This is a genomic window from Mycobacterium sp. 2YAF39 (assembly GCF_052114565.1).
In the GTDB taxonomy this organism is placed as follows: domain Bacteria; phylum Actinomycetota; class Actinomycetes; order Mycobacteriales; family Mycobacteriaceae; genus Mycobacterium.
This window is the reverse complement of record NZ_JBFREZ010000002.1, coordinates 644,338-660,057: the sequence shown is the minus strand read 5'-3', so window position 1 is coordinate 660,057 and position 15,720 is coordinate 644,338. Positions and strand designations below refer to the sequence as shown.

General features: G+C 64.4%; 19 protein-coding genes and 2 pseudogenes. 10 read left to right on the top strand and 11 right to left on the bottom strand.

The genetic code is table 11. The features are described 5' to 3' along the window. Positions 1 to 24 precede the first annotated feature (24 nt). Positions 25 to 348: a hypothetical protein gene (locus AB4Z42_RS08710; RefSeq protein ID WP_442008714.1), complete on the top strand. Its 324-nt coding sequence runs from the start codon at positions 25 to 27 to the stop codon at positions 346 to 348. A 503-nt stretch (positions 349 to 851) separates the two neighbouring features. Here the strand turns inward: AB4Z42_RS08710 and AB4Z42_RS08705 are convergent. The 6 genes from AB4Z42_RS08705 to fdxA form a co-directional block, all read right to left on the bottom strand. Then, on the bottom strand, positions 852 to 2,384 hold the full coding sequence (locus tag AB4Z42_RS08705; protein ID WP_442008713.1) for a PucR family transcriptional regulator: 1,533 nt from the start codon (positions 2,382 to 2,384) through the stop codon (positions 852 to 854). A 195-nt stretch (positions 2,385 to 2,579) separates the two neighbouring features. Beyond that, on the bottom strand, positions 2,580 to 2,918 hold the full coding sequence (locus tag AB4Z42_RS08700; RefSeq protein ID WP_442008712.1) for a cupin domain-containing protein: 339 nt from the start codon (positions 2,916 to 2,918) through the stop codon (positions 2,580 to 2,582). Between the two features lie 17 nt (positions 2,919 to 2,935). Further along, on the bottom strand, positions 2,936 to 3,223 hold the full coding sequence (locus tag AB4Z42_RS08695) for a hypothetical protein (RefSeq protein ID WP_442008711.1): 288 nt from the start codon (positions 3,221 to 3,223) through the stop codon (positions 2,936 to 2,938). Between the two features lie 29 nt (positions 3,224 to 3,252). Next, entirely contained in the window at positions 3,253 to 3,627 is a 375-nt protein-coding gene (locus AB4Z42_RS08690) for a hypothetical protein (RefSeq protein ID WP_442008892.1), read from the bottom strand. 50 nt (positions 3,628 to 3,677) lie between these two features. Further along, entirely contained in the window at positions 3,678 to 4,373 is a 696-nt protein-coding gene (locus tag AB4Z42_RS08685; protein ID WP_442008710.1) for a helix-turn-helix transcriptional regulator, read from the bottom strand. Continuing rightward, positions 4,373 to 4,717 carry a ferredoxin gene (gene fdxA, locus AB4Z42_RS08680; protein ID WP_442008709.1) on the bottom strand — a complete coding sequence of 115 codons (345 nt, stop codon included), beginning with the start codon at positions 4,715 to 4,717 and terminating at the stop codon, positions 4,373 to 4,375. The genes AB4Z42_RS08685 and fdxA overlap by 1 nt, the downstream gene beginning before the upstream one ends. Before the next feature lie 47 nt (positions 4,718 to 4,764). On the opposite strand from fdxA, the gene AB4Z42_RS08675 reads away from it, so the two are divergent. The 3 genes and pseudogenes from AB4Z42_RS08675 (at position 4,765) to ctaD (ending at position 7,914) form a co-directional block, all read left to right on the top strand. Further along, positions 4,765 to 5,055, top strand: coding sequence for a DUF2249 domain-containing protein (locus tag AB4Z42_RS08675; RefSeq protein ID WP_442008708.1), 291 nt, complete (start codon positions 4,765 to 4,767; stop codon positions 5,053 to 5,055). A 37-nt stretch (positions 5,056 to 5,092) separates the two neighbouring features. After that, a pseudogene (locus tag AB4Z42_RS08670) lies at positions 5,093 to 6,076 on the top strand (NAD(P)H-dependent flavin oxidoreductase). A 95-nt stretch (positions 6,077 to 6,171) separates the two neighbouring features. Continuing rightward, positions 6,172 to 7,914 carry an aa3-type cytochrome oxidase subunit I gene (gene ctaD / locus AB4Z42_RS08665; RefSeq protein ID WP_442008707.1) on the top strand — a complete coding sequence of 581 codons (1,743 nt, stop codon included), beginning with the start codon at positions 6,172 to 6,174 and terminating at the stop codon, positions 7,912 to 7,914. A 104-nt stretch (positions 7,915 to 8,018) separates the two neighbouring features. On the opposite strand, the gene AB4Z42_RS08660 is transcribed toward ctaD, so the two are convergent. After that, positions 8,019 to 8,330 carry a hypothetical protein gene (locus AB4Z42_RS08660; RefSeq protein ID WP_442008706.1) on the bottom strand — a complete coding sequence of 104 codons (312 nt, stop codon included), beginning with the start codon at positions 8,328 to 8,330 and terminating at the stop codon, positions 8,019 to 8,021. Between the two features lie 186 nt (positions 8,331 to 8,516). Beyond that, positions 8,517 to 8,723: pseudogene (locus tag AB4Z42_RS08655) on the bottom strand (oxidoreductase C-terminal domain-containing protein); the annotation flags it as partial. A 164-nt stretch (positions 8,724 to 8,887) separates the two neighbouring features. On the opposite strand from AB4Z42_RS08655, the gene AB4Z42_RS08650 reads away from it, so the two are divergent. Beyond that, complete coding sequence (locus tag AB4Z42_RS08650; RefSeq protein ID WP_442008705.1) at positions 8,888 to 9,343, top strand: VOC family protein; 456 nt, start codon at positions 8,888 to 8,890, stop codon at positions 9,341 to 9,343. A 286-nt stretch (positions 9,344 to 9,629) separates the two neighbouring features. On the opposite strand, the gene AB4Z42_RS08645 is transcribed toward AB4Z42_RS08650, so the two are convergent. Next, a complete protein-coding gene (locus tag AB4Z42_RS08645; RefSeq protein ID WP_442008704.1) occupies positions 9,630 to 9,989 on the bottom strand; it encodes a DUF488 domain-containing protein in 360 nt (119 codons plus the stop codon). A gap of 118 nt (positions 9,990 to 10,107) precedes the next feature. On the opposite strand from AB4Z42_RS08645, the gene AB4Z42_RS08640 reads away from it, so the two are divergent. Further along, positions 10,108 to 10,938, top strand: coding sequence for a helix-turn-helix transcriptional regulator (locus AB4Z42_RS08640; protein ID WP_442008703.1), 831 nt, complete (start codon positions 10,108 to 10,110; stop codon positions 10,936 to 10,938). 264 nt (positions 10,939 to 11,202) lie between these two features. On the opposite strand, the gene AB4Z42_RS08635 is transcribed toward AB4Z42_RS08640, so the two are convergent. Beyond that, complete coding sequence (locus tag AB4Z42_RS08635; protein WP_442008702.1) at positions 11,203 to 11,640, bottom strand: group III truncated hemoglobin; 438 nt, start codon at positions 11,638 to 11,640, stop codon at positions 11,203 to 11,205. A gap of 303 nt (positions 11,641 to 11,943) precedes the next feature. On the opposite strand from AB4Z42_RS08635, the gene AB4Z42_RS08630 reads away from it, so the two are divergent. Together AB4Z42_RS08630 and AB4Z42_RS08625 are read left to right on the top strand one after the other, a co-directional pair. Then, positions 11,944 to 12,477 (top strand): GTP pyrophosphokinase, encoded by a 534-nt coding sequence (locus AB4Z42_RS08630; protein WP_442008701.1) that lies wholly within the window; start codon positions 11,944 to 11,946, stop codon positions 12,475 to 12,477. Between the two features lie 228 nt (positions 12,478 to 12,705). Further along, positions 12,706 to 13,293, top strand: coding sequence for a DUF5994 family protein (locus tag AB4Z42_RS08625; protein WP_442008700.1), 588 nt, complete (start codon positions 12,706 to 12,708; stop codon positions 13,291 to 13,293). A 197-nt stretch (positions 13,294 to 13,490) separates the two neighbouring features. Here the strand turns inward: AB4Z42_RS08625 and AB4Z42_RS08620 are convergent, their stop codons facing one another. Further along, positions 13,491 to 13,679 carry a hypothetical protein gene (locus tag AB4Z42_RS08620; protein WP_442008699.1) on the bottom strand — a complete coding sequence of 63 codons (189 nt, stop codon included), beginning with the start codon at positions 13,677 to 13,679 and terminating at the stop codon, positions 13,491 to 13,493. Positions 13,680 to 13,775: 96 nt separating this feature from the next. Between AB4Z42_RS08620 and AB4Z42_RS08615 the strand changes: the two genes are divergently transcribed. Both AB4Z42_RS08615 and AB4Z42_RS08610 read left to right on the top strand, forming a co-directional pair. Continuing rightward, positions 13,776 to 14,690, top strand: coding sequence for a slipin family protein (locus tag AB4Z42_RS08615; protein WP_442008698.1), 915 nt, complete (start codon positions 13,776 to 13,778; stop codon positions 14,688 to 14,690). Positions 14,691 to 14,734: 44 nt separating this feature from the next. Further along, on the top strand, positions 14,735 to 15,550 hold the full coding sequence (locus AB4Z42_RS08610) for a universal stress protein (protein ID WP_442008697.1): 816 nt from the start codon (positions 14,735 to 14,737) through the stop codon (positions 15,548 to 15,550). Positions 15,551 to 15,720: the final 170 nt, after the last annotated feature.

Below are 15,720 nucleotides of genomic sequence, written 5' to 3'. Positions count from 1 at the left end.
AGACACGTACAGAGGGAGATTGAGATGAAGAATATTGCCGCCACAGTCGCAACTATCGTCGCGACCGCCGCGCTCGGCCTGGGCACCGCCGCCGTGACTACCGCTGCCCCAAGCGGCATCAGCACAGCCGATCAGACCATCGGCAAACTTCAATCCGAGGGCTACAACGTCATCGTCAGCCGAACCGGTACTGGCTCCATCGATCAGTGCACGGTAACCGAAGTGCGCCCCGGCCAGACATACTCGCGTACCGACTCAGGCGTGCCTGGAAACGTGCTCGGCACACCTGGGCCTAACATCGCCACGACCGTGATGAACAAGACAGCGTACGTGACGCTCAACTGCTGATGATCCACAGTTATGACGGCCTCATCAAGCGAAGGCGGGCCCCCTGGCGGGGGCCTGCCACCGTGGTCAGCGGATGTACTTGATTGCCCATTAGGTCGTTCTCAATTGGCATAGGAGAGACGCACACCAGGCCATAAGAAGAGAGGTGATCGCGGCTAGACGTCTGAGTGACGAAATGGCTGTGGCCGCGTTGGGCCCGCGCTGGACTCCTGGCCCCCGTCAAGCCCGCCCGGATGCCTGCCGGTACAGCGGCCCGAGCAGTGCCGTGACGTCGCGGATGAAGGCTACGGTCAGTTCGTCTGTGTCACCAGCTGATTCAGCTAGTCTTGAGCTGACGGATCATCCTTCCACGGTGACATCGACCGGGTCCCCGGTGACCATCACCACCTCCACATCTGAGCATTGGCTGATGATGTCCATGGTGGTGTGAATGGCCACGTAGGGTTTGCCAGAACCAGACAACGACAGGCCCGCGCTTTATCGCATTTCGACAGGGCGCATGGTCAGTCGGCGTCGGTGGCCGCTAGTTCGATCATCATGGCCAGCCGCTTTTTGGCGTCGTCCAGTTGCAGGTTGGCGATTTCGGCCATCTTGCGTAGCCGGTATCGGACGGTGTTCTCGTGCACTCCCAACCGCTCCCCAGCCTCGGCGGGATCACCCTGGGCCTGCAGCCAGGCTTGCAGCGTCACCACGTATTCGGTGGCGTTGGCCTCGTCGTGGCGGCGCAGCTCGGCGACCGGTCCCCGATTCGGAGACCGGCCCGACCGGGCGGCTGTGCGCAGCCGCTGCAGCAGGATGTCGTCCCACGACTCGTCGTAGGCCGGAGGCGTGGCGCCGCGGGGCCACATCTCGTGCAGCGCCAGACACTCGTCGGCCTCGTGTCGTGCCGCAACGAGGTCCGAAACCTCGGCGGCCCCGCTGATGCCGGCCACCATCGTCACCCCCTCAGGTAGTGCCGCTTGGAGACCGCTGACCCACTTGCGCGCTGTCGCCGATGGCTCGCCGGGCAGCAGGGTGTAGACCGTGTTGCCGGCCAGGGCGCTGCGGCCGGGCCGGGACCAGCCGAACCCGGTGGTGGCGCGTTCGAACGCCAACAGCAGGGACGCGTCGCGTTCAGTGCCGATGAATGCTTGGACCGCGATCACCCGCAACAGGGTGTGCGGTAGGCCGAGGCGGCTGGCCGCGGTGGCGGCATCGGCGGTTCCTTCCAGCAGCCGGATCACGAGTTCGGTTTCGACCTGGCGTTCCAGGTCGGCGCTGGCGCGGGAGCGCAACAGGTGCAGGGCCACTGTGCGGGCGCCGTCGGCCAACGCGGTGAGCGCGGCGCCGTCCAACGCCGCCGTACACGCCACCCACACCGATCCCATGATCTCTCGCCCGGAGCGCACCGCGACCACCATGCGCCCGGTCATGCCGTGGTCGGTGTCCTGGGCGATGAACAGGGGCTCCTCGGATGCCGCCAGGTGTGCGTACACGCCGCGGGCGTTGAAGAATTCCCGCAAGTGCTCCGGTGCCTGGCGTTCGAGGATGGTCGCCACCCGCGCCGGGTCGGCATTCTGGTGCAGTCTGGAATACGCCAGCACGCGTGAGAGCCGGTCCTCGATGATGACCGCGCCGCCGGTGGCCTCGCTCAAGCTGTCGGCCAACGCGAATAGATCCGTTGGGCCACGGCCCGATTCGGTTTCGCGGCCCTCCAAGACCAATCCGTAGATGACTGCGGCCAACTCACTCCATGGCATCGAGGGGTCGTCGACGACCATCACCGCGACACCCTCGGCCGCTCCGGAGAACGCGGTGTCGTCATCGGCGCCGCCACGAATGAGCACTACCACCGCGCGGGCCGACGCCGCCCAGCGCACCGCCTCTTTGACCGAGCGGGCCCCGATACCGAGCAACACGTCACCGATGACCGTGCGATCGTCGGTCACCTCATGCAGAATGACGCTGCGCAACTCCGTGGACCGCGGTATCGGGCAGAAACGCAATCGGACGCCGTAGCTCCCCAGCACATTGACCAAGCGGTCTAACGTGACCACGAGTCGCTCCCCCCGCCGAACCGATCAATCAGCGTAACCAGGAGCTCACCGCACAGTCGATGAATCACCTTTCCACCGAGACGGTTTGGCCGCCGAAATCGTCGTCGCTGATGGAGTGCGCCCCCGGTGGCGGTGTGAAGCGGATCGGGCGGGCCCGCACTTTCGAGGCAGACCGTGGTCACAGCGGGACTGCCCTTACCGGTGAACAGATTTGGCGACGGTGAGCAGCACAACGCAGTCGTTGACGGCGTGCAAGCCGTGGCGGGTGGAGGGTATGACGAGGTGATCGCCGGGGCGGCCGTCCCAGCTGGTTTCGGAAGTGGTCAACTGAACGCGCCCGTGCAAAACCTGGATCGTGGCGTCACCGGGACTTTCGTGGTCGTCGAGGCTAGTGCCCGCGGTCAGCGCAATCACGGTTTGTCGCAACGTGTGCTGGTGGCCGCCGTACACGGTGTGTGCGCTGCGGCCGCTGTGGGCGTCGTGGGCGGCCGCCAGCTGCTGTCGGGCAAGCGCGGTCAGTGAAACTTTGTCCATGTGGGCTGTCCCGGTTTTCAGTGAGCCGACGGGAGTGTCAGCTGGTGGTGAAGGTCGGCGATATAGCCGTCGTAGGCGGCGGCGACCGCATCGAGGTCGACCTGCTCGGGCAGGTCGTCGGCGGTTTGGCGGGCGATCAGGTAGGCCGCGGTCGCCTCGACGACGCGCTGCTCATCGTCGGCGATTTGCGCAACCACGGCAGGGTCGGCGTGCACGCGCACGACAACGGTGTCCTCGTCCTGCACGAACCGGACCAGATAGTCGTGATCGCCGAGTGCCTCGAGGGCCGGCTGCTGAACGCTCATGTGGATTCTCCTTCGTTTGCGATGGATCGTCATCCCGCCAGGAGGGCGGCACCGAGGGCGACCAAGGCGCCGAGCTTGAGCGCCTCCAACCCGATGTAGGCGTGGTGTGCGCGTGAGCGCGGTCCGTGTTGGCCGGCCAGCACACGGGCCGAATGCCGGTTCAGCCAGGGCCGCACCAGCAGCAGCTGGACGGTTAGCAACACGGTCGTTGCGGCGGCGAGTAGGAGCACCGGGCCCGACTCTCCGGCGACGGCCAGGCATACCGCGATCACCACCGCCCACACGACCTCGGCGATGTTGAGGGCCCGGAACACGATGCGTCCGATCGCCAGGCCCACTCGCAGCTCGAGCCCCTCGGCCCGAAACTTCAGTGGCGCTTCCAGGAAAGAGATCGCCAACACCATGCCCAGCCATATCAGCGTGGCCGCGGCAGCCACCCGGATAGCGAGTTCGGTCACGACGATGCCCTATCACGGGTCGGTGCGGACGCGAGGTGCGCGACGCACAAGTCGGGCTCGACGAACGGGTCGAGACGATCAACGGTGACCGGTGCCCGCATCGCGGTCAGCGCGCCCTGCATCAGGCCCAGATGCACAGAGCAGATCACCTCGCTGTGTTGTTCGGCCAGGTTCTGGAAGGGACAGTGCCGCAACCGGATCTCGCGCGTACGCGGACCGTCGGCAGGTTCGGGCTCGAAGCCCAACTCCGCCAGCAGTTCCACTAATTCGGTGATCGCGCGGGTTTTCGACGGCGCACGGCCCTGCGCGTTGGATCGCATCAGCGCCGCGCTCGTTGACCGGCCCAGCTGGGCGGCGATGCCGACGGCATCGGGGCGGCCGGCCACATATTCGGTCAGGATGCTGGCCAGTAGCCGATAATTGGTGGGTCCTGTGGGGTCCATCCGGCGACTCGCGCGAAACAGGATTGGGGGCCGGCCGCGACCGGGGGAGTCACCGAGGACTTGTTCGACGCGGCCCGCACGGGCCAGCGCGTCAATGTGAAACCGGACAGTGTTTGGGTGCACGCCGAGTTCATCGGCGACGCTGGCGATGCTGCGCGGCTCAGCCGAAGCTCGAAGCAACTGCAGGATGACGTCGCGGCGTCCCGGGGGGCCCATTCCAGACGTTTGCGTGGTCGCGTCGGTGGGCATCAGTCGCCCTGCGGCGGTAGCGCCGCGACCATGGGGGTATCGGCGTCGACGGCACCGAGTTTCGCGGCTCCGCCCGGCGATCCGAGTGGATCGGTCTGCCCGGGCAGGGTGTCGGTGAAGAACTTGACGTTCTCATCGATGTAGGGCCGCAGCGGTTCTGGAAGGTCGTCTTCGTAGTAGATCGCCTCCACCGGACACACCGGCTCACACGCGCCGCAGTCGACGCACTCGTCGGGGTGGATGTAGAGCATGCGTGCGCCCTCGTAGATGCAGTCCACTGGGCACTCGTCCACGCAGGCGCGGTCCTTGATATCCACGCACGGTTGTCCGATTACATAGGTCATGCCCGCAACATTACTCCAATTAACACTTGTAGGAATAGTATGTGTTCATGACTCTCTTCGACGATCCACACGCCATCGATGACACCGACGAGTTCGACGTGCGCCAGATACCCAAATCCCAACGGCACCCGATGATCTTCGCCCGCTTCGACGCGCTGGCTGCCGGCGAGTCGTTTGTGCTCGTCAACAGCCACGACCCGATACACCTGCGCGAGGAGTTCGCCCGCGACCGGCCCGGCGCTTATGACTGGCGCTATCTGGAGGGCAGCGCGTCCGACAGACTGTGGCGGATCCGGATCGTCCGAATCACCGAGGGCGACCTCCTCGGCTTACTGTGACACCGTCGCGTCCTCGACGGGTATAGAGGAAAATACGGTGACGGCGTTATCCACTGAATGGTCGCGCGCGATGGGCCTTGACGTACCGCTTGCCAATGCGCCGATGGGCGGAGTAGCCGGGGGAGCGCTGGCGGCAGCGGTGTCACGGGCCGGGGGACTGGGCATGGTCGGGATCGGTAGCGCCGGTTCAGCATTGCAGCTCGATGAGCAACTTTCCCATCTACGCGAGCTCGGTCGCCCCTTCGGTGTCGGCCTGGTGGCGTGGGTGATCGCGAGCGAGCCCCGACTACTCACCGCGGCGATCGCCGCCAAACCGGCGTTACTGTCCGTCAGTTTCGGCGAGGACTTTTCGTGGGTTCAGCGCGCGCACGGCGCCGGTATCGCGGCCACCGCCCAGGTCGGCGATCTCAGGGGCGCTGAGCGCGCAGTCGAGGCCGGAGTGGACGTCGTGATCGCTCGCGGCGCCGAGGGTGGGGGTCACGGAGAATTCAGTGTTGGCACCCTGCCGTTGTTGGCGGCCGTCCTCGACCAGATATCGGTTCCCGTTCTGGCCGCAGGTGGAGTTTCGTCCGGACGCGCGCTGGCCGCCGTTCTGGCCGCCGGTGCATCGGGGGCGTGGCTGGGCACCGCATTCTGCGCGTGCACGGAAACGCTGTTGTCCGACAGTGCACGCCGCGCCCTGCTCGCCGCCGGCGACACCGACACGGTGAGCACCCGCGTCTTCGACATCGCCCAACAGTACCCATGACCGCCGACGATCCCAGAACGGGTGTTGCGCAACACGTTCACCGATCGTTGGCATGGCCACGAAGAAGAGCTGACCGTTGACCACCAGGCTCACGATGAGTTGGCGGCGGCCATTGTCGCTGATGACCACCGCCAAGCACCGATCAATGCCGGACAAGGCGTCGGGGCGCTGCGAGTCGTTCGTCCCGCATTCGAGGTGATCGAACAACTATGCACCGAAGCGGCGCCACTCCTACACCGCGCCAGCGCGCACGGCCCTGCGCCCCTTACTTAAACCTATTTAGCGGTCTATAGTCCGTTAAAGACCTCTTGAAGGTGGTGGCTCATGGCGAATGAGATGAAGCGCCACCTCGCCGGTGTGGGCACGTCATGAGTGCCGTCGTTGAACTGACTCCCACTCGGCCGTTCCCGCAGCGTCGTGGACTCAGGGGCACGTTCGTCTACCGGTTGGTGACGACCACTGATCCCAAGCTGCTCGGCATGATGTACATCGTCACCTCGGTCGCCTTTTTCATGGCGGGCGGATTGATGGCGCTGTTCATGCGTACCGAGCTGGCCGCGCCGGGTTTGCAGTTCCTGTCCAACGAGCAGTACAACCAGCTGTTCACCATGCACGGCACGATCATGCTGCTGCTGTATGCGACCCCGATCGTGTTCGGCTTCGCCAATTGCATTCTGCCGCTGCAGATCGGCGCGCCGGATGTGGCGTTCCCGCGCCTGAATGCGCTCAGCTACTGGCTGTTCTTATTCGGCGCCCTCGTTACGGTGTCCGGTTTCCTCACCCCTGGGGGCGCCGCGGATTTCGGTTGGACGGCATACACACCGCTGAGCGATGCTCTGCATTCGCCCGGCGCAGGGGCGGATCTGTGGATCATGGGCCTGGCGATCGCCGGCCTGGGCACCATCCTGGGGGCGGTCAACATGATCACCACAGTGGTGTGCATGCGGGCACCTGGGATGACGATGTTCCGGATGCCGATCTTCACCTGGAACATTCTCGTCACAATGATCATGGTCCTGGGCGCGTTCCCGCTGCTGACCGCCGCGCTGTTCGGGCTGGCCGTCGACCGCCACCTTGGTGCGCATATCTATGACCCGGCCAACGGTGGAGTAATTCTGTGGCAGCACCTGTTCTGGTTCTTCGGCCACCCCGAGGTCTACATCGTCGCGATCCCATTTTTTGGCATCATCACCGAAGTCGTTCCGGTGTTCAGCCGAAAACCGGTCTTCGGATACACCGTTATGGTCTATGCAACCGTGAGCATCGCGGCTCTGTCCACTGCGGTGTGGGCGCACCACATGTTCGCCACCGGCGCGGTGCTGTTGCCCTTCTTTTCCTTCATGTCGTATCTGATTGCCATCCCGACCGGAATGAAGTTCTTCAATTGGATCGGCACGATGTGGCACGGCCAGTTGACATTTGAGACTCCGATGCTGTTCTCGGTGGGTTTCATGGTCACCTTCCTGCTCGGTGGGCTGTCGGGCGTTATGTTGGCCAGCCCACCGATCGACTTCCACGTCACCGATACTTACTTTCTGGTCGCGCACTTCCACTACGTGCTGTTCGGCACCATCGTGTTCGCCACCTACGCCGGCATCTACTTCTGGTTCCCGAAGATGACCGGGCGCCTGCTCGACGAGCGGCTGGGCAAGCTGCACTTCTGGCTGACGTTCATCGGTTTCCACACCACCTTTTTGGTGCAGCACTGGCTGGGCAACGAAGGCATGCCGCGCCGCTACGCGGACTACCTGCCCACCGACGGATTCACCACCTTGAACGTTGTGTCGACGATAGGGGCGTTCACCCTGGGCGCATCGATGCTGCCGTTCGTGTGGAACATCTTCAAGAGCTACCGCTACGGTGAGGTCGTCGTCGTCGATGACCCATGGGGATACGGCAGCTCGCTGGAATGGGCCACGACCTGCCCTCCTCCGCGGCACAACTTCACCGAGCTGCCCCGGATCCGTTCGGAGCGGCCGGCTTTCGAACTGCACTACCCGCACATGTCGAAGCGGATGCGCGCCGAAGCCCACGTCGGGCGCCGACACCTTCACAGGGAAAGCGCGGACGGCGCTCCCGTGACAAGCCGCAACCAGCCTGCCGATCAATGAGCCGGCCAGCCCACTGGGGATCTCCACACAGGTACGAATATAAGGGGTCGTCTAGGCCGCGTTCGCCGATGCAGAAGACTTACAGTCCTTTCGGACTTGGCAAGTCAGCGTGAGAACGCCATCTCTGGGATGCTCAGGCTGACGAGCATGAGGGTGAGCACAAGCCAGCCGGCGCCTTGCCAGATGGGCCAAGTTCCGCCAGCTCGCCAGACCTGATAGGTCTTGATGAACGCTGCGATGGCTCCGACCAGAAGGACGATCGGGGTTCCCAGCGCCGACAGGGGCACCTCGCGGCCGATGAGCAGAAACAGAATGAACGCAAGGCCGGCCACGGCGATGATCGATGCGACATACACTGATGCCGCGCGGAAGGCGCCAGGATCATGCCAACGCTTTTCGGCGTCGTTCGTCGTCATATCTGTTCGCATAACTCTAAGTCTCCCAACTAGATCGGGCGTCACTTGTTAGATGCCATTGCTGGCGGCTGACGCTCCGCCTGTCCGACTGATCGCGCGCGCTCGGTCGCCGTCCGCATCGGTGTAACCATTGCGGCTCCTATCTTCAGCTCTCAGTCAATGCGAATCGCCATCGGCGCCGTTGCGCTATCGATCGCGGGTCGCGTTGCCGGCCAGGTACTTCAACAACACTTCGGCGTCGGCAAGCTCGGCTGGATTTACACTCGCACCGGAGCGCACCAGCGCCTCGATGGCATCGGTGACACCCCAGGTGTTGACGTTCATGCCGGCCAGCACCCGCCCGTCGCGCATCCAGAAGGCGATGAACTCACCGCTGGCGACGTCGCCGCGGAAACAGCAGCGTCCTCGCAGGGATCCACGACGAGTAATCGTCACGCTGCCCGGCAGTTCGCGACCAGTTTCGAACCGCGCTCGTCAGGACCCGATCCGCCCCGACCACAAACGTTCTCTGAGAGTAGTATGAAGGATGGTAATGCCTTTTATCGATCGAGGTTGATATGCCCGATACAGCACCTGAGACGAGCCCCGCTGAGGCTCAGGGTGCCACAGTCCGGGTCGCGTCAACGGTGATGCGGGTGTTGGACGTCGATCGTACGGTCGATTTCTATTGCGACGTGTTCGCGTGCCGCGTCGCTCTTCGTGAACGCGACGCCGTACTGCTGTTGGCGCCGGACGGTTTTCAGATCTACCTATACGCAAAGGACGCCGCCCGGCACCACGGTGTCGGGGCCGTCGGTGTCGAATACCTCATGTGGGCCACCGACAGCGAGGCTGAGTTGGGGCGCATCACTGAGCGTCTACGGACCTACGACCCGGCGACCTACACCTACACCGAAAACGGAGTGACGTTCGTCGAAGGCTGCAAACCCGACCACGGGCGCGTCATCGTCGCGTACCCCGGTCCGGGACTACTCCCCCGGGAGATGATCGGAGCCCGGTTTCGCGGGCACTGACACGTGAAGGTCGAAGCGATCGTCTGCGTGGCACGCAGAAGCCAGTCGGGCCTGCCGTCGTCGGCACCGGAACCGACGTCGGCCGGGTTCGCCCCAGCCGCGCGCCCGTCGCCGCGGGTCCCGGCTATCCGCGCACTTGCCCTGCAGCTGCAGTTCGATGAGGTCGACCAGCACCCGCTGAACGATCCGGACCGGTGTGCCACGACGGACGTGACCGGCCCCGCTAAGCCAGGCCGCGGAGTTCGCGGCGCGTACTTCGAGCAGGTTCATGTGGCTGGACCCCACGTCAATGCAGCACCGCGGCAAGCACGGTGGCCTCGCTGATGTCAACGGCCTTGCTCGCCGTAAGCAGCGTCAGAGTTCCCCTGCTTGCGAGGTGGCGCAAGTGCGTAAGGACTTCGGCCCGAGCAGGCTCGGTCAATTCGTCCTGATAGCGGCGAGTGAACTCCTCGAACCGTTCCGGAGCGTGGTTGTACCACTTGCGCAGCTCATCGGACGGCGCGATCTGCTTGCACCATTCGTCCAAATCCGCTTTTTCCTTGGTCATCCCGCGCGGCCAGATCCGGTCCACCAGCACCCGGGTGCCGTCGCCGCGTACCCGATGGTCATATACACGGCGGACCTGCACCGCGTAGGTGTTTCCCATTGGTCTGCCTCCCGCCGCAGACAAGGCATCTCGCCTCTTCCATGGCGTTTGAGTCCATGGACTTCTGCTAATATAGAGGAAGCATATCCGTTAAACACGGGATAAGTAAGGGTGTGAGGTGGACGAGGAGACCGACACTGCAGCCGGTCCGCGTCGGCGACGAGATCGCCTGCCGCGCAACCGGCAACGTGAACGAGTGCTTCGGATGGTGCGTGAGCACGGCGGCGCTATTGATGCCGTCGAGCTCGCTTCGCGCATGAAGTTGCACGTCACCACCGTGCGTTTCCACCTGGACGCGTTGTGCGATGAGGGAGCGATCGAGCGCACCCGGGTGAACCGGGACGGCGTGGGGCGCCCACGCACCGGATACCGTGCCGTCGAGGAGCGCCTGGACTATCGGATACTCGCCGAGATTCTCGCGATGGAGCTCGGCGAGACAGCCGAAACACGTGCTCGGCGTGCCCAGCACGCCGGAGTGCAGTGGGCAGAGCGGATCGCGGCTGCCCAGCCCGAAGCCGTTGTGGGCCAGGACGGTACGGAGGCAGCGGAGGCCGGTGACGCGCTGGATCGAGGAGCGGCGCTTGCCACCGAGGTGTTTGACCGGATGGGGTTTGATGCCGAACTGGCTGCTGGATCAGAACCATCGGCATCGCTGTCGGCTGATAGCGAGCAGGTGCTCGGGCGGGAGCGAGTCATTCGGCTGCACGCGTGCCCGGTACGGGATTTGGCCCGAGCCCACCCCGAGGTGGGTTGCGGTCTACACCTGGGGTTGCTGCAGGGCTTGGTGGACCGCGCTGCGGCCGCCGGCGGATCTGCAGATCGCGAAGACGCGGCCGTGTCGGCCAGGCTCGAGCCGTTCGTCGAACCCGAACTATGTATCGCCAGGTTGGCTGCTCGCGAAGATCCACCCGTGATTCAGGTCCGGCCACGGCGCAAGCGCCGCAGGTAGGTCTGGCCGGCGACACTGACGTCAGCGCATTCGACGTGATTGGCCGCCAGGGTCATGTCGACGGACGCCCTGGTTGAGGCTGACGGTCCGGCTCCGCCATCATAACGTGTTGTGGTTTAGATGACTGTATTCCTTTATAATACGCCTGTCGAGCGTTGGACAGACGCCGCCAGAAGCTGGGAAACGTTGACCATTGGTCTCGGCGATCTGCAAGAAGCGGCGAGCCACTTCGTCTGAACGCTCGCGCGCTTGCCAGCTCGCCGGTCAGAGTGACTGTCGGACAAGGACATCGAGTTCATCCGAGTCGTTGCCCGTCAGCCGGTGATGCATCGCGCGCGCGATTCTGGCCGCTTGGACTTTCGCGTGCTCGGCGACTGGGCCCTGATACATCTTGTCGAGGGTGCGGTTCCACAGTTCGAGCCAGCGCAGGAAGTGCCCGGCGGTCAGTGCATGTCGGTCATGGACAGGCTGATGAACGCGCACCGCGCTGCCCCCATAGAGCCCGGCGCGGAACAGGACGGTCTGCCAGAAGTCGCACATGACCGGAAGATGCGAATCCAGGCCGTTCGCAAGGATTTCCGCGAATGGCCCCGCAAGCGTGTCATCCACGAGGACCTGGCCGTAGAAGCGGCGCAACAGCGCCTCCACGTCGCCGCGATTGGCCAGATCCACCCGCGCCGGCTGCGCCGCTAGGGCGTCCATGTGATGACCATCTCCTTCACCTACCGCTGAGATATTAAAATGATAAACTTCATCTATATTAGCAAGCTTCTCGACGAAGAGAGGTAGGTCGGGAGTGACTGTCGGCGATGTCTACCAACTGGCCGCTGGAGCACCGGCGACGACGGAGTCCGGGCGCTCGGACACCGAGTTCGCGCTGCCGTATCAGATCGCGATCTCGATGCTGACCACGAAGGTCTGCACCTCAAGCAGGAGTTCATCCGCGGTGATGGTTACTGCCCCTTCGGGGCGTTTACGTCAAGGGTCAAAACCCACGACAGCATCGTGGCAAAGGCGCAGCGGCTGTGCTGCCCGCTCGCCGCGGACGATATCCGGGCGAACATCCTCGATATCGCCGGAGTACGCATCACCTATGGTCGCGTATCGGACGCATACCGGATCGCAGCCCGGCTCAGCGACCTACCGGACGTCACCGTGATCGAGGTCGAAGACTACATCGCCAAGCTGAAACCGAACGGCTGCAAGAGCTTGCACATGATCGTCGAAATCCCCGTTCGCTTGAGTAACCGGGCCGAACAGGTGCCTGTCGAGGTGCAAATCAGGACCATCGCACAGGATCACTGGGCCAGCTGTGATCACACGATCCCCTACACGCACCCGCGCGCGATACCGGACCGACTATTAGACACGTTGATCCAAGCCGCCGATGCCGCCCACCGACTCGATATGGAGATGGAGCGCCTGCACAGCGAGGTTGCGAGGCTCTGGGCAGCGTCGGGTTCTGCTGATGTTCAATTGAATTCACCGCACCCGACCGCCATCGACAGGTGGCGGCCCGGCGTAGGGCAGTTCCAGTGAAGCCGACGACGCAGAGGAGCGGGCCGGGCCAACTGGCACGCGCTGGTCTGCCACACGCTGCGGCCAATGCCCGTCGAAATACCGCCGAAACAGACCACAGCCCCCTCCTAGGGCAAGTGGCGGCGACGACAACCCAGGCCGGAAAGCTACTGGGCGCCTTGCTTTTACCTGGAAACCGCAATGCCAGCGGATTCGACTCAATCGACTCTCAACGATAGGAGGCCGCTCATGTCCGCACCAACTCTGCACGTCGACGCCCTAAGGACAGGCCCAACGGCCTTCCGAGGGCTGCGGTTGCGGTTGAAGCGCGTTGACCCGTCCGGCGGGTTTGTGCAGGGCGGCTGGTGGCCCCGGACCGATGAATTGCACATCGAACTTCCGCTCCTGCTCACAGCACTGGCGCCGCGGATGGGGACCGTTGACCGGGTCATCTACGACGAGAACAATTGGGCGCCAGCATCTTCGCGAATCGAGTTCAGGGGCCGCAGCATCATCCTGGAGGGCTCGGCCACCACCTCGACCAACACACTGTCGCTGATCGCCAAGGGGTTGACCAGGCTGGTTCTGCTGATCGTCCCCCCCTGCACCAACCCCACCCGCGCCTACACCGCCGTGATGACGGCGTCCAAACCCTGTGACCTGTCGAGCCCCGACGAACTGCTGGGGATCGGGCCGCGGCAGGCGCAGGATCGACGACTCGCATTGATGGCGCACCAGCGCTGGGAGTCCGAAGGCCGAGCACAACACCGTCTGGGACACAAACGCGGTGACGGCCCCGTGGCAGCCGAAGCTCAGGAGGTGCGCCGTGCTCAGTGACGACGAACTCCAAAACCTGCGCGAGATCGAGCGCCGGCTGCGGTGGACGAGCCCGGAGTTGAGCCGGCTGTTCGACGGCGTGGAGCCACTCCCCGACGAAAGCCGCGGCCAACGGGCGCGCGCGAAGATGCTGGTCGCCTCGGCCGCGTTCGCAGGCCTGGCGCTGTTAGGACCACGCATGCTCAACGAAGCGGAAACTACGGCGCTGAGGCGTCCGCCACTGCCGCAAGTATCGCCATCGCCGTCGGAGCCGCTCCCTCGGTGGCGACTCGCGTCACAGTCATCGATCTGTCCCTCGGTGCGTCGACCACCCAGGCCACCGCCACCTGCCCGGCCCACGCGCGCGACACGAACATCACCGTCCCCTCGACCGGGGAGCCGACCACTCGCCCAGTCGAGAGGCGTCACCCTTCCATCAGTATCGACAGCCCGCGGTCGCCCTCGAATACCGACCGCGATGCCCGGGCGGAATCGGAGTCATCATGTTGATCCTTTACGCAATCGCCGCAACCATCGGCCTCGGCCTGCTCTGGCTGGGATCGAACTTTCGCGTCATCAAGCAATACCAACGGGGCGTGATCTATCGATTCGGGCGGGTGCAATCGGCCGTTCGCGGGCCGGGACTGACGTGGTTGGTTCCGATCGCCGACCGTCTCGACAAGGTGAACATGCAGATCATCACGATGCCGATACCCGCCCAAGACGGCATCACCCGCGACAACGTCACCGTCCGGGTGGACGCCGTCATCTATTTCAACGTCGCCGACCCGGTACGCGCGGCGGTCGACGTGCAGGACTACATGTCCGCCGTCGGGCAGCTCGCACAAACATCGTTGCGTTCGATCATCGGCAAGAGCGAGCTGGACGACCTGCTCTCCAACCGCGAAGGTCTCAACCAGGGTCTGGAATTGATGATCGACAGCCCCGCGTTGGGTTGGGGAATCCACATCGACCGCGTCGAAATCAAGGACGTGGTGCTGCCCGATTCGATGAAGCGCTCAATGTCGCGCCAAGCCGAAGCCGAGCGTGAGCGACGGGCTCGGGTCATCACCGCCGACGGCGAACTGCAGGCGTCCGACAAGCTGGCCCAGGCCGCCGAGGTGATGACCGAGCACCCGGCAGCGCTGCAGCTGCGGCTCTTACAAACCGTCGTCGAGGTCGCCGCCGAGAAGAACTCCACCCTGGTGCTTCCCTTTCCCGTCGAATTGCTCCGGTTTCTGGAGAAAGCCACACCGCCGCCATCCGGGCGTCAAGGCAAGGCAGCCACGACGACCGCCGAACCGGTCGCGCTACCCAACGGCGGGACGCCGAAGGTGGAGCAACCACGGATCCCCGACGACCCCCGTGGTCTGCCACTCGACACCATCGCGGGCCAGCCATTCCGGCTGAGCCAGTAGCTCGAAGTCGGCCGGGAAGCAGTCCGGACGGGAAGGGAGACTCTATGGCGACCTGCGACACTCGCGGCGACGATGATCGCAACTCGTTTGCGATGACGCAGCAGGGCCGGTCGGTGGTCGTTGGCATCGACGGCTCCCAAGCCGCACTTGACGCCGCGACCTGGGCGGTAGCCGAGGCCGCCAGCCTTGGCGTGCCGCTACGCCTCGTACATGTCAGCGCCGCGAAACGCGCGTGTCGCCCGAGTGTTGACCCCGTTACGCGCGATGCCGAACTCATCGATTCGGCTCTATACCGCGTAGAAATGACTATTCACGATATGGGAAGGCAGGTCCACATCGAAACCGCCATCGTGCGCGGGCGTCCTGATTGTGCCCTCATCGATGAATCCCGCACGGCGGCACTGGTGTGCGTCGGAACAGAGGGTAAGGGACCGTGCGCACACATGCCGCTAGGTTCGACCGCGGCCGCCCTCGCCAAGCACGCGCATTGCCCCGTCGCAATCATCCGATCCGGCGGGGCGTCCTCGACAGACACCGGTTGGATCGCTGCGGTGCAAAACGACGAGCCGGACAACGACGTTGTCGTGCACCGCGCGATGGAGGAAGGCCGGCTGCGGAGGGCGCCGGTGCTCTTGATCGACATGCGACTGGACAGCTGGATACGACGCTATCCGGACGTTCATGTACGAACCGTCGCCGCGCGGCGGGGAGGGACCCGGCGCGACGACGGTCACGGGGACTCAATCCAGTTGGCGGTCGTTGGCAGCGCTGACGCCGAACACGTCGCCCGACTCGTCTGGCCGAACTACCATCCTGTTCTCGGCGACGCCAACCGCTCAGTGCTGGTAGTCCGCCGATGACGGGAAGCCGTTCCGCTAAGCGCAACCACTCGGAGAACTCGCCGACACATCCGACCCGCACACCCTGACACGCGATGGTCTGAGGGAGAGCGCGAACCTGGGCGGGCTGGTGGCCCCGTGATCAGCTCGAGAAGGCCACCAGCGTCATGACTGTTGCGACTGTCCGGCGT

What these genes read in the sequence shown, in the direction of transcription:
- ctaD (WP_442008707.1), top strand. Translation starts at nt 6,172, where the DNA reads ATGAGTGCCGTCGTTGAACTGACTCCCACTCGGCCGTTCCCGCAGCGT.
- AB4Z42_RS08695 (WP_442008711.1), bottom strand. Translation starts at nt 3,223, where the DNA reads ATGAGCGTTCAGCAGCCGGCCCTCGAGGCACTCGGCGATCACGACTAT.
- AB4Z42_RS08625 (WP_442008700.1), top strand. Translation starts at nt 12,706, where the DNA reads ATGTCCGCACCAACTCTGCACGTCGACGCCCTAAGGACAGGCCCAACG.
- AB4Z42_RS08645 (WP_442008704.1), bottom strand. Translation starts at nt 9,989, where the DNA reads ATGGGAAACACCTACGCGGTGCAGGTCCGCCGTGTATATGACCATCGG.
- AB4Z42_RS08700 (WP_442008712.1), bottom strand. Translation starts at nt 2,918, where the DNA reads ATGGACAAAGTTTCACTGACCGCGCTTGCCCGACAGCAGCTGGCGGCC.
- AB4Z42_RS08635 (WP_442008702.1), bottom strand. Translation starts at nt 11,640, where the DNA reads ATGGACGCCCTAGCGGCGCAGCCGGCGCGGGTGGATCTGGCCAATCGC.
- AB4Z42_RS08685 (WP_442008710.1), bottom strand. Translation starts at nt 4,373, where the DNA reads ATGCCCACCGACGCGACCACGCAAACGTCTGGAATGGGCCCCCCGGGA.
- AB4Z42_RS08710 (WP_442008714.1), top strand. Translation starts at nt 25, where the DNA reads ATGAAGAATATTGCCGCCACAGTCGCAACTATCGTCGCGACCGCCGCG.
- AB4Z42_RS08690 (WP_442008892.1), bottom strand. Translation starts at nt 3,627, where the DNA reads ATGGTGTTGGCGATCTCTTTCCTGGAAGCGCCACTGAAGTTTCGGGCC.
- AB4Z42_RS08660 (WP_442008706.1), bottom strand. Translation starts at nt 8,330, where the DNA reads ATGACGACGAACGACGCCGAAAAGCGTTGGCATGATCCTGGCGCCTTC.
- AB4Z42_RS08610 (WP_442008697.1), top strand. Translation starts at nt 14,735, where the DNA reads ATGGCGACCTGCGACACTCGCGGCGACGATGATCGCAACTCGTTTGCG.
- fdxA (WP_442008709.1), bottom strand. Translation starts at nt 4,717, where the DNA reads ATGACCTATGTAATCGGACAACCGTGCGTGGATATCAAGGACCGCGCC.
- AB4Z42_RS08615 (WP_442008698.1), top strand. Translation starts at nt 13,776, where the DNA reads ATGTTGATCCTTTACGCAATCGCCGCAACCATCGGCCTCGGCCTGCTC.
- AB4Z42_RS08675 (WP_442008708.1), top strand. Translation starts at nt 4,765, where the DNA reads ATGACTCTCTTCGACGATCCACACGCCATCGATGACACCGACGAGTTC.
- AB4Z42_RS08650 (WP_442008705.1), top strand. Translation starts at nt 8,888, where the DNA reads ATGCCCGATACAGCACCTGAGACGAGCCCCGCTGAGGCTCAGGGTGCC.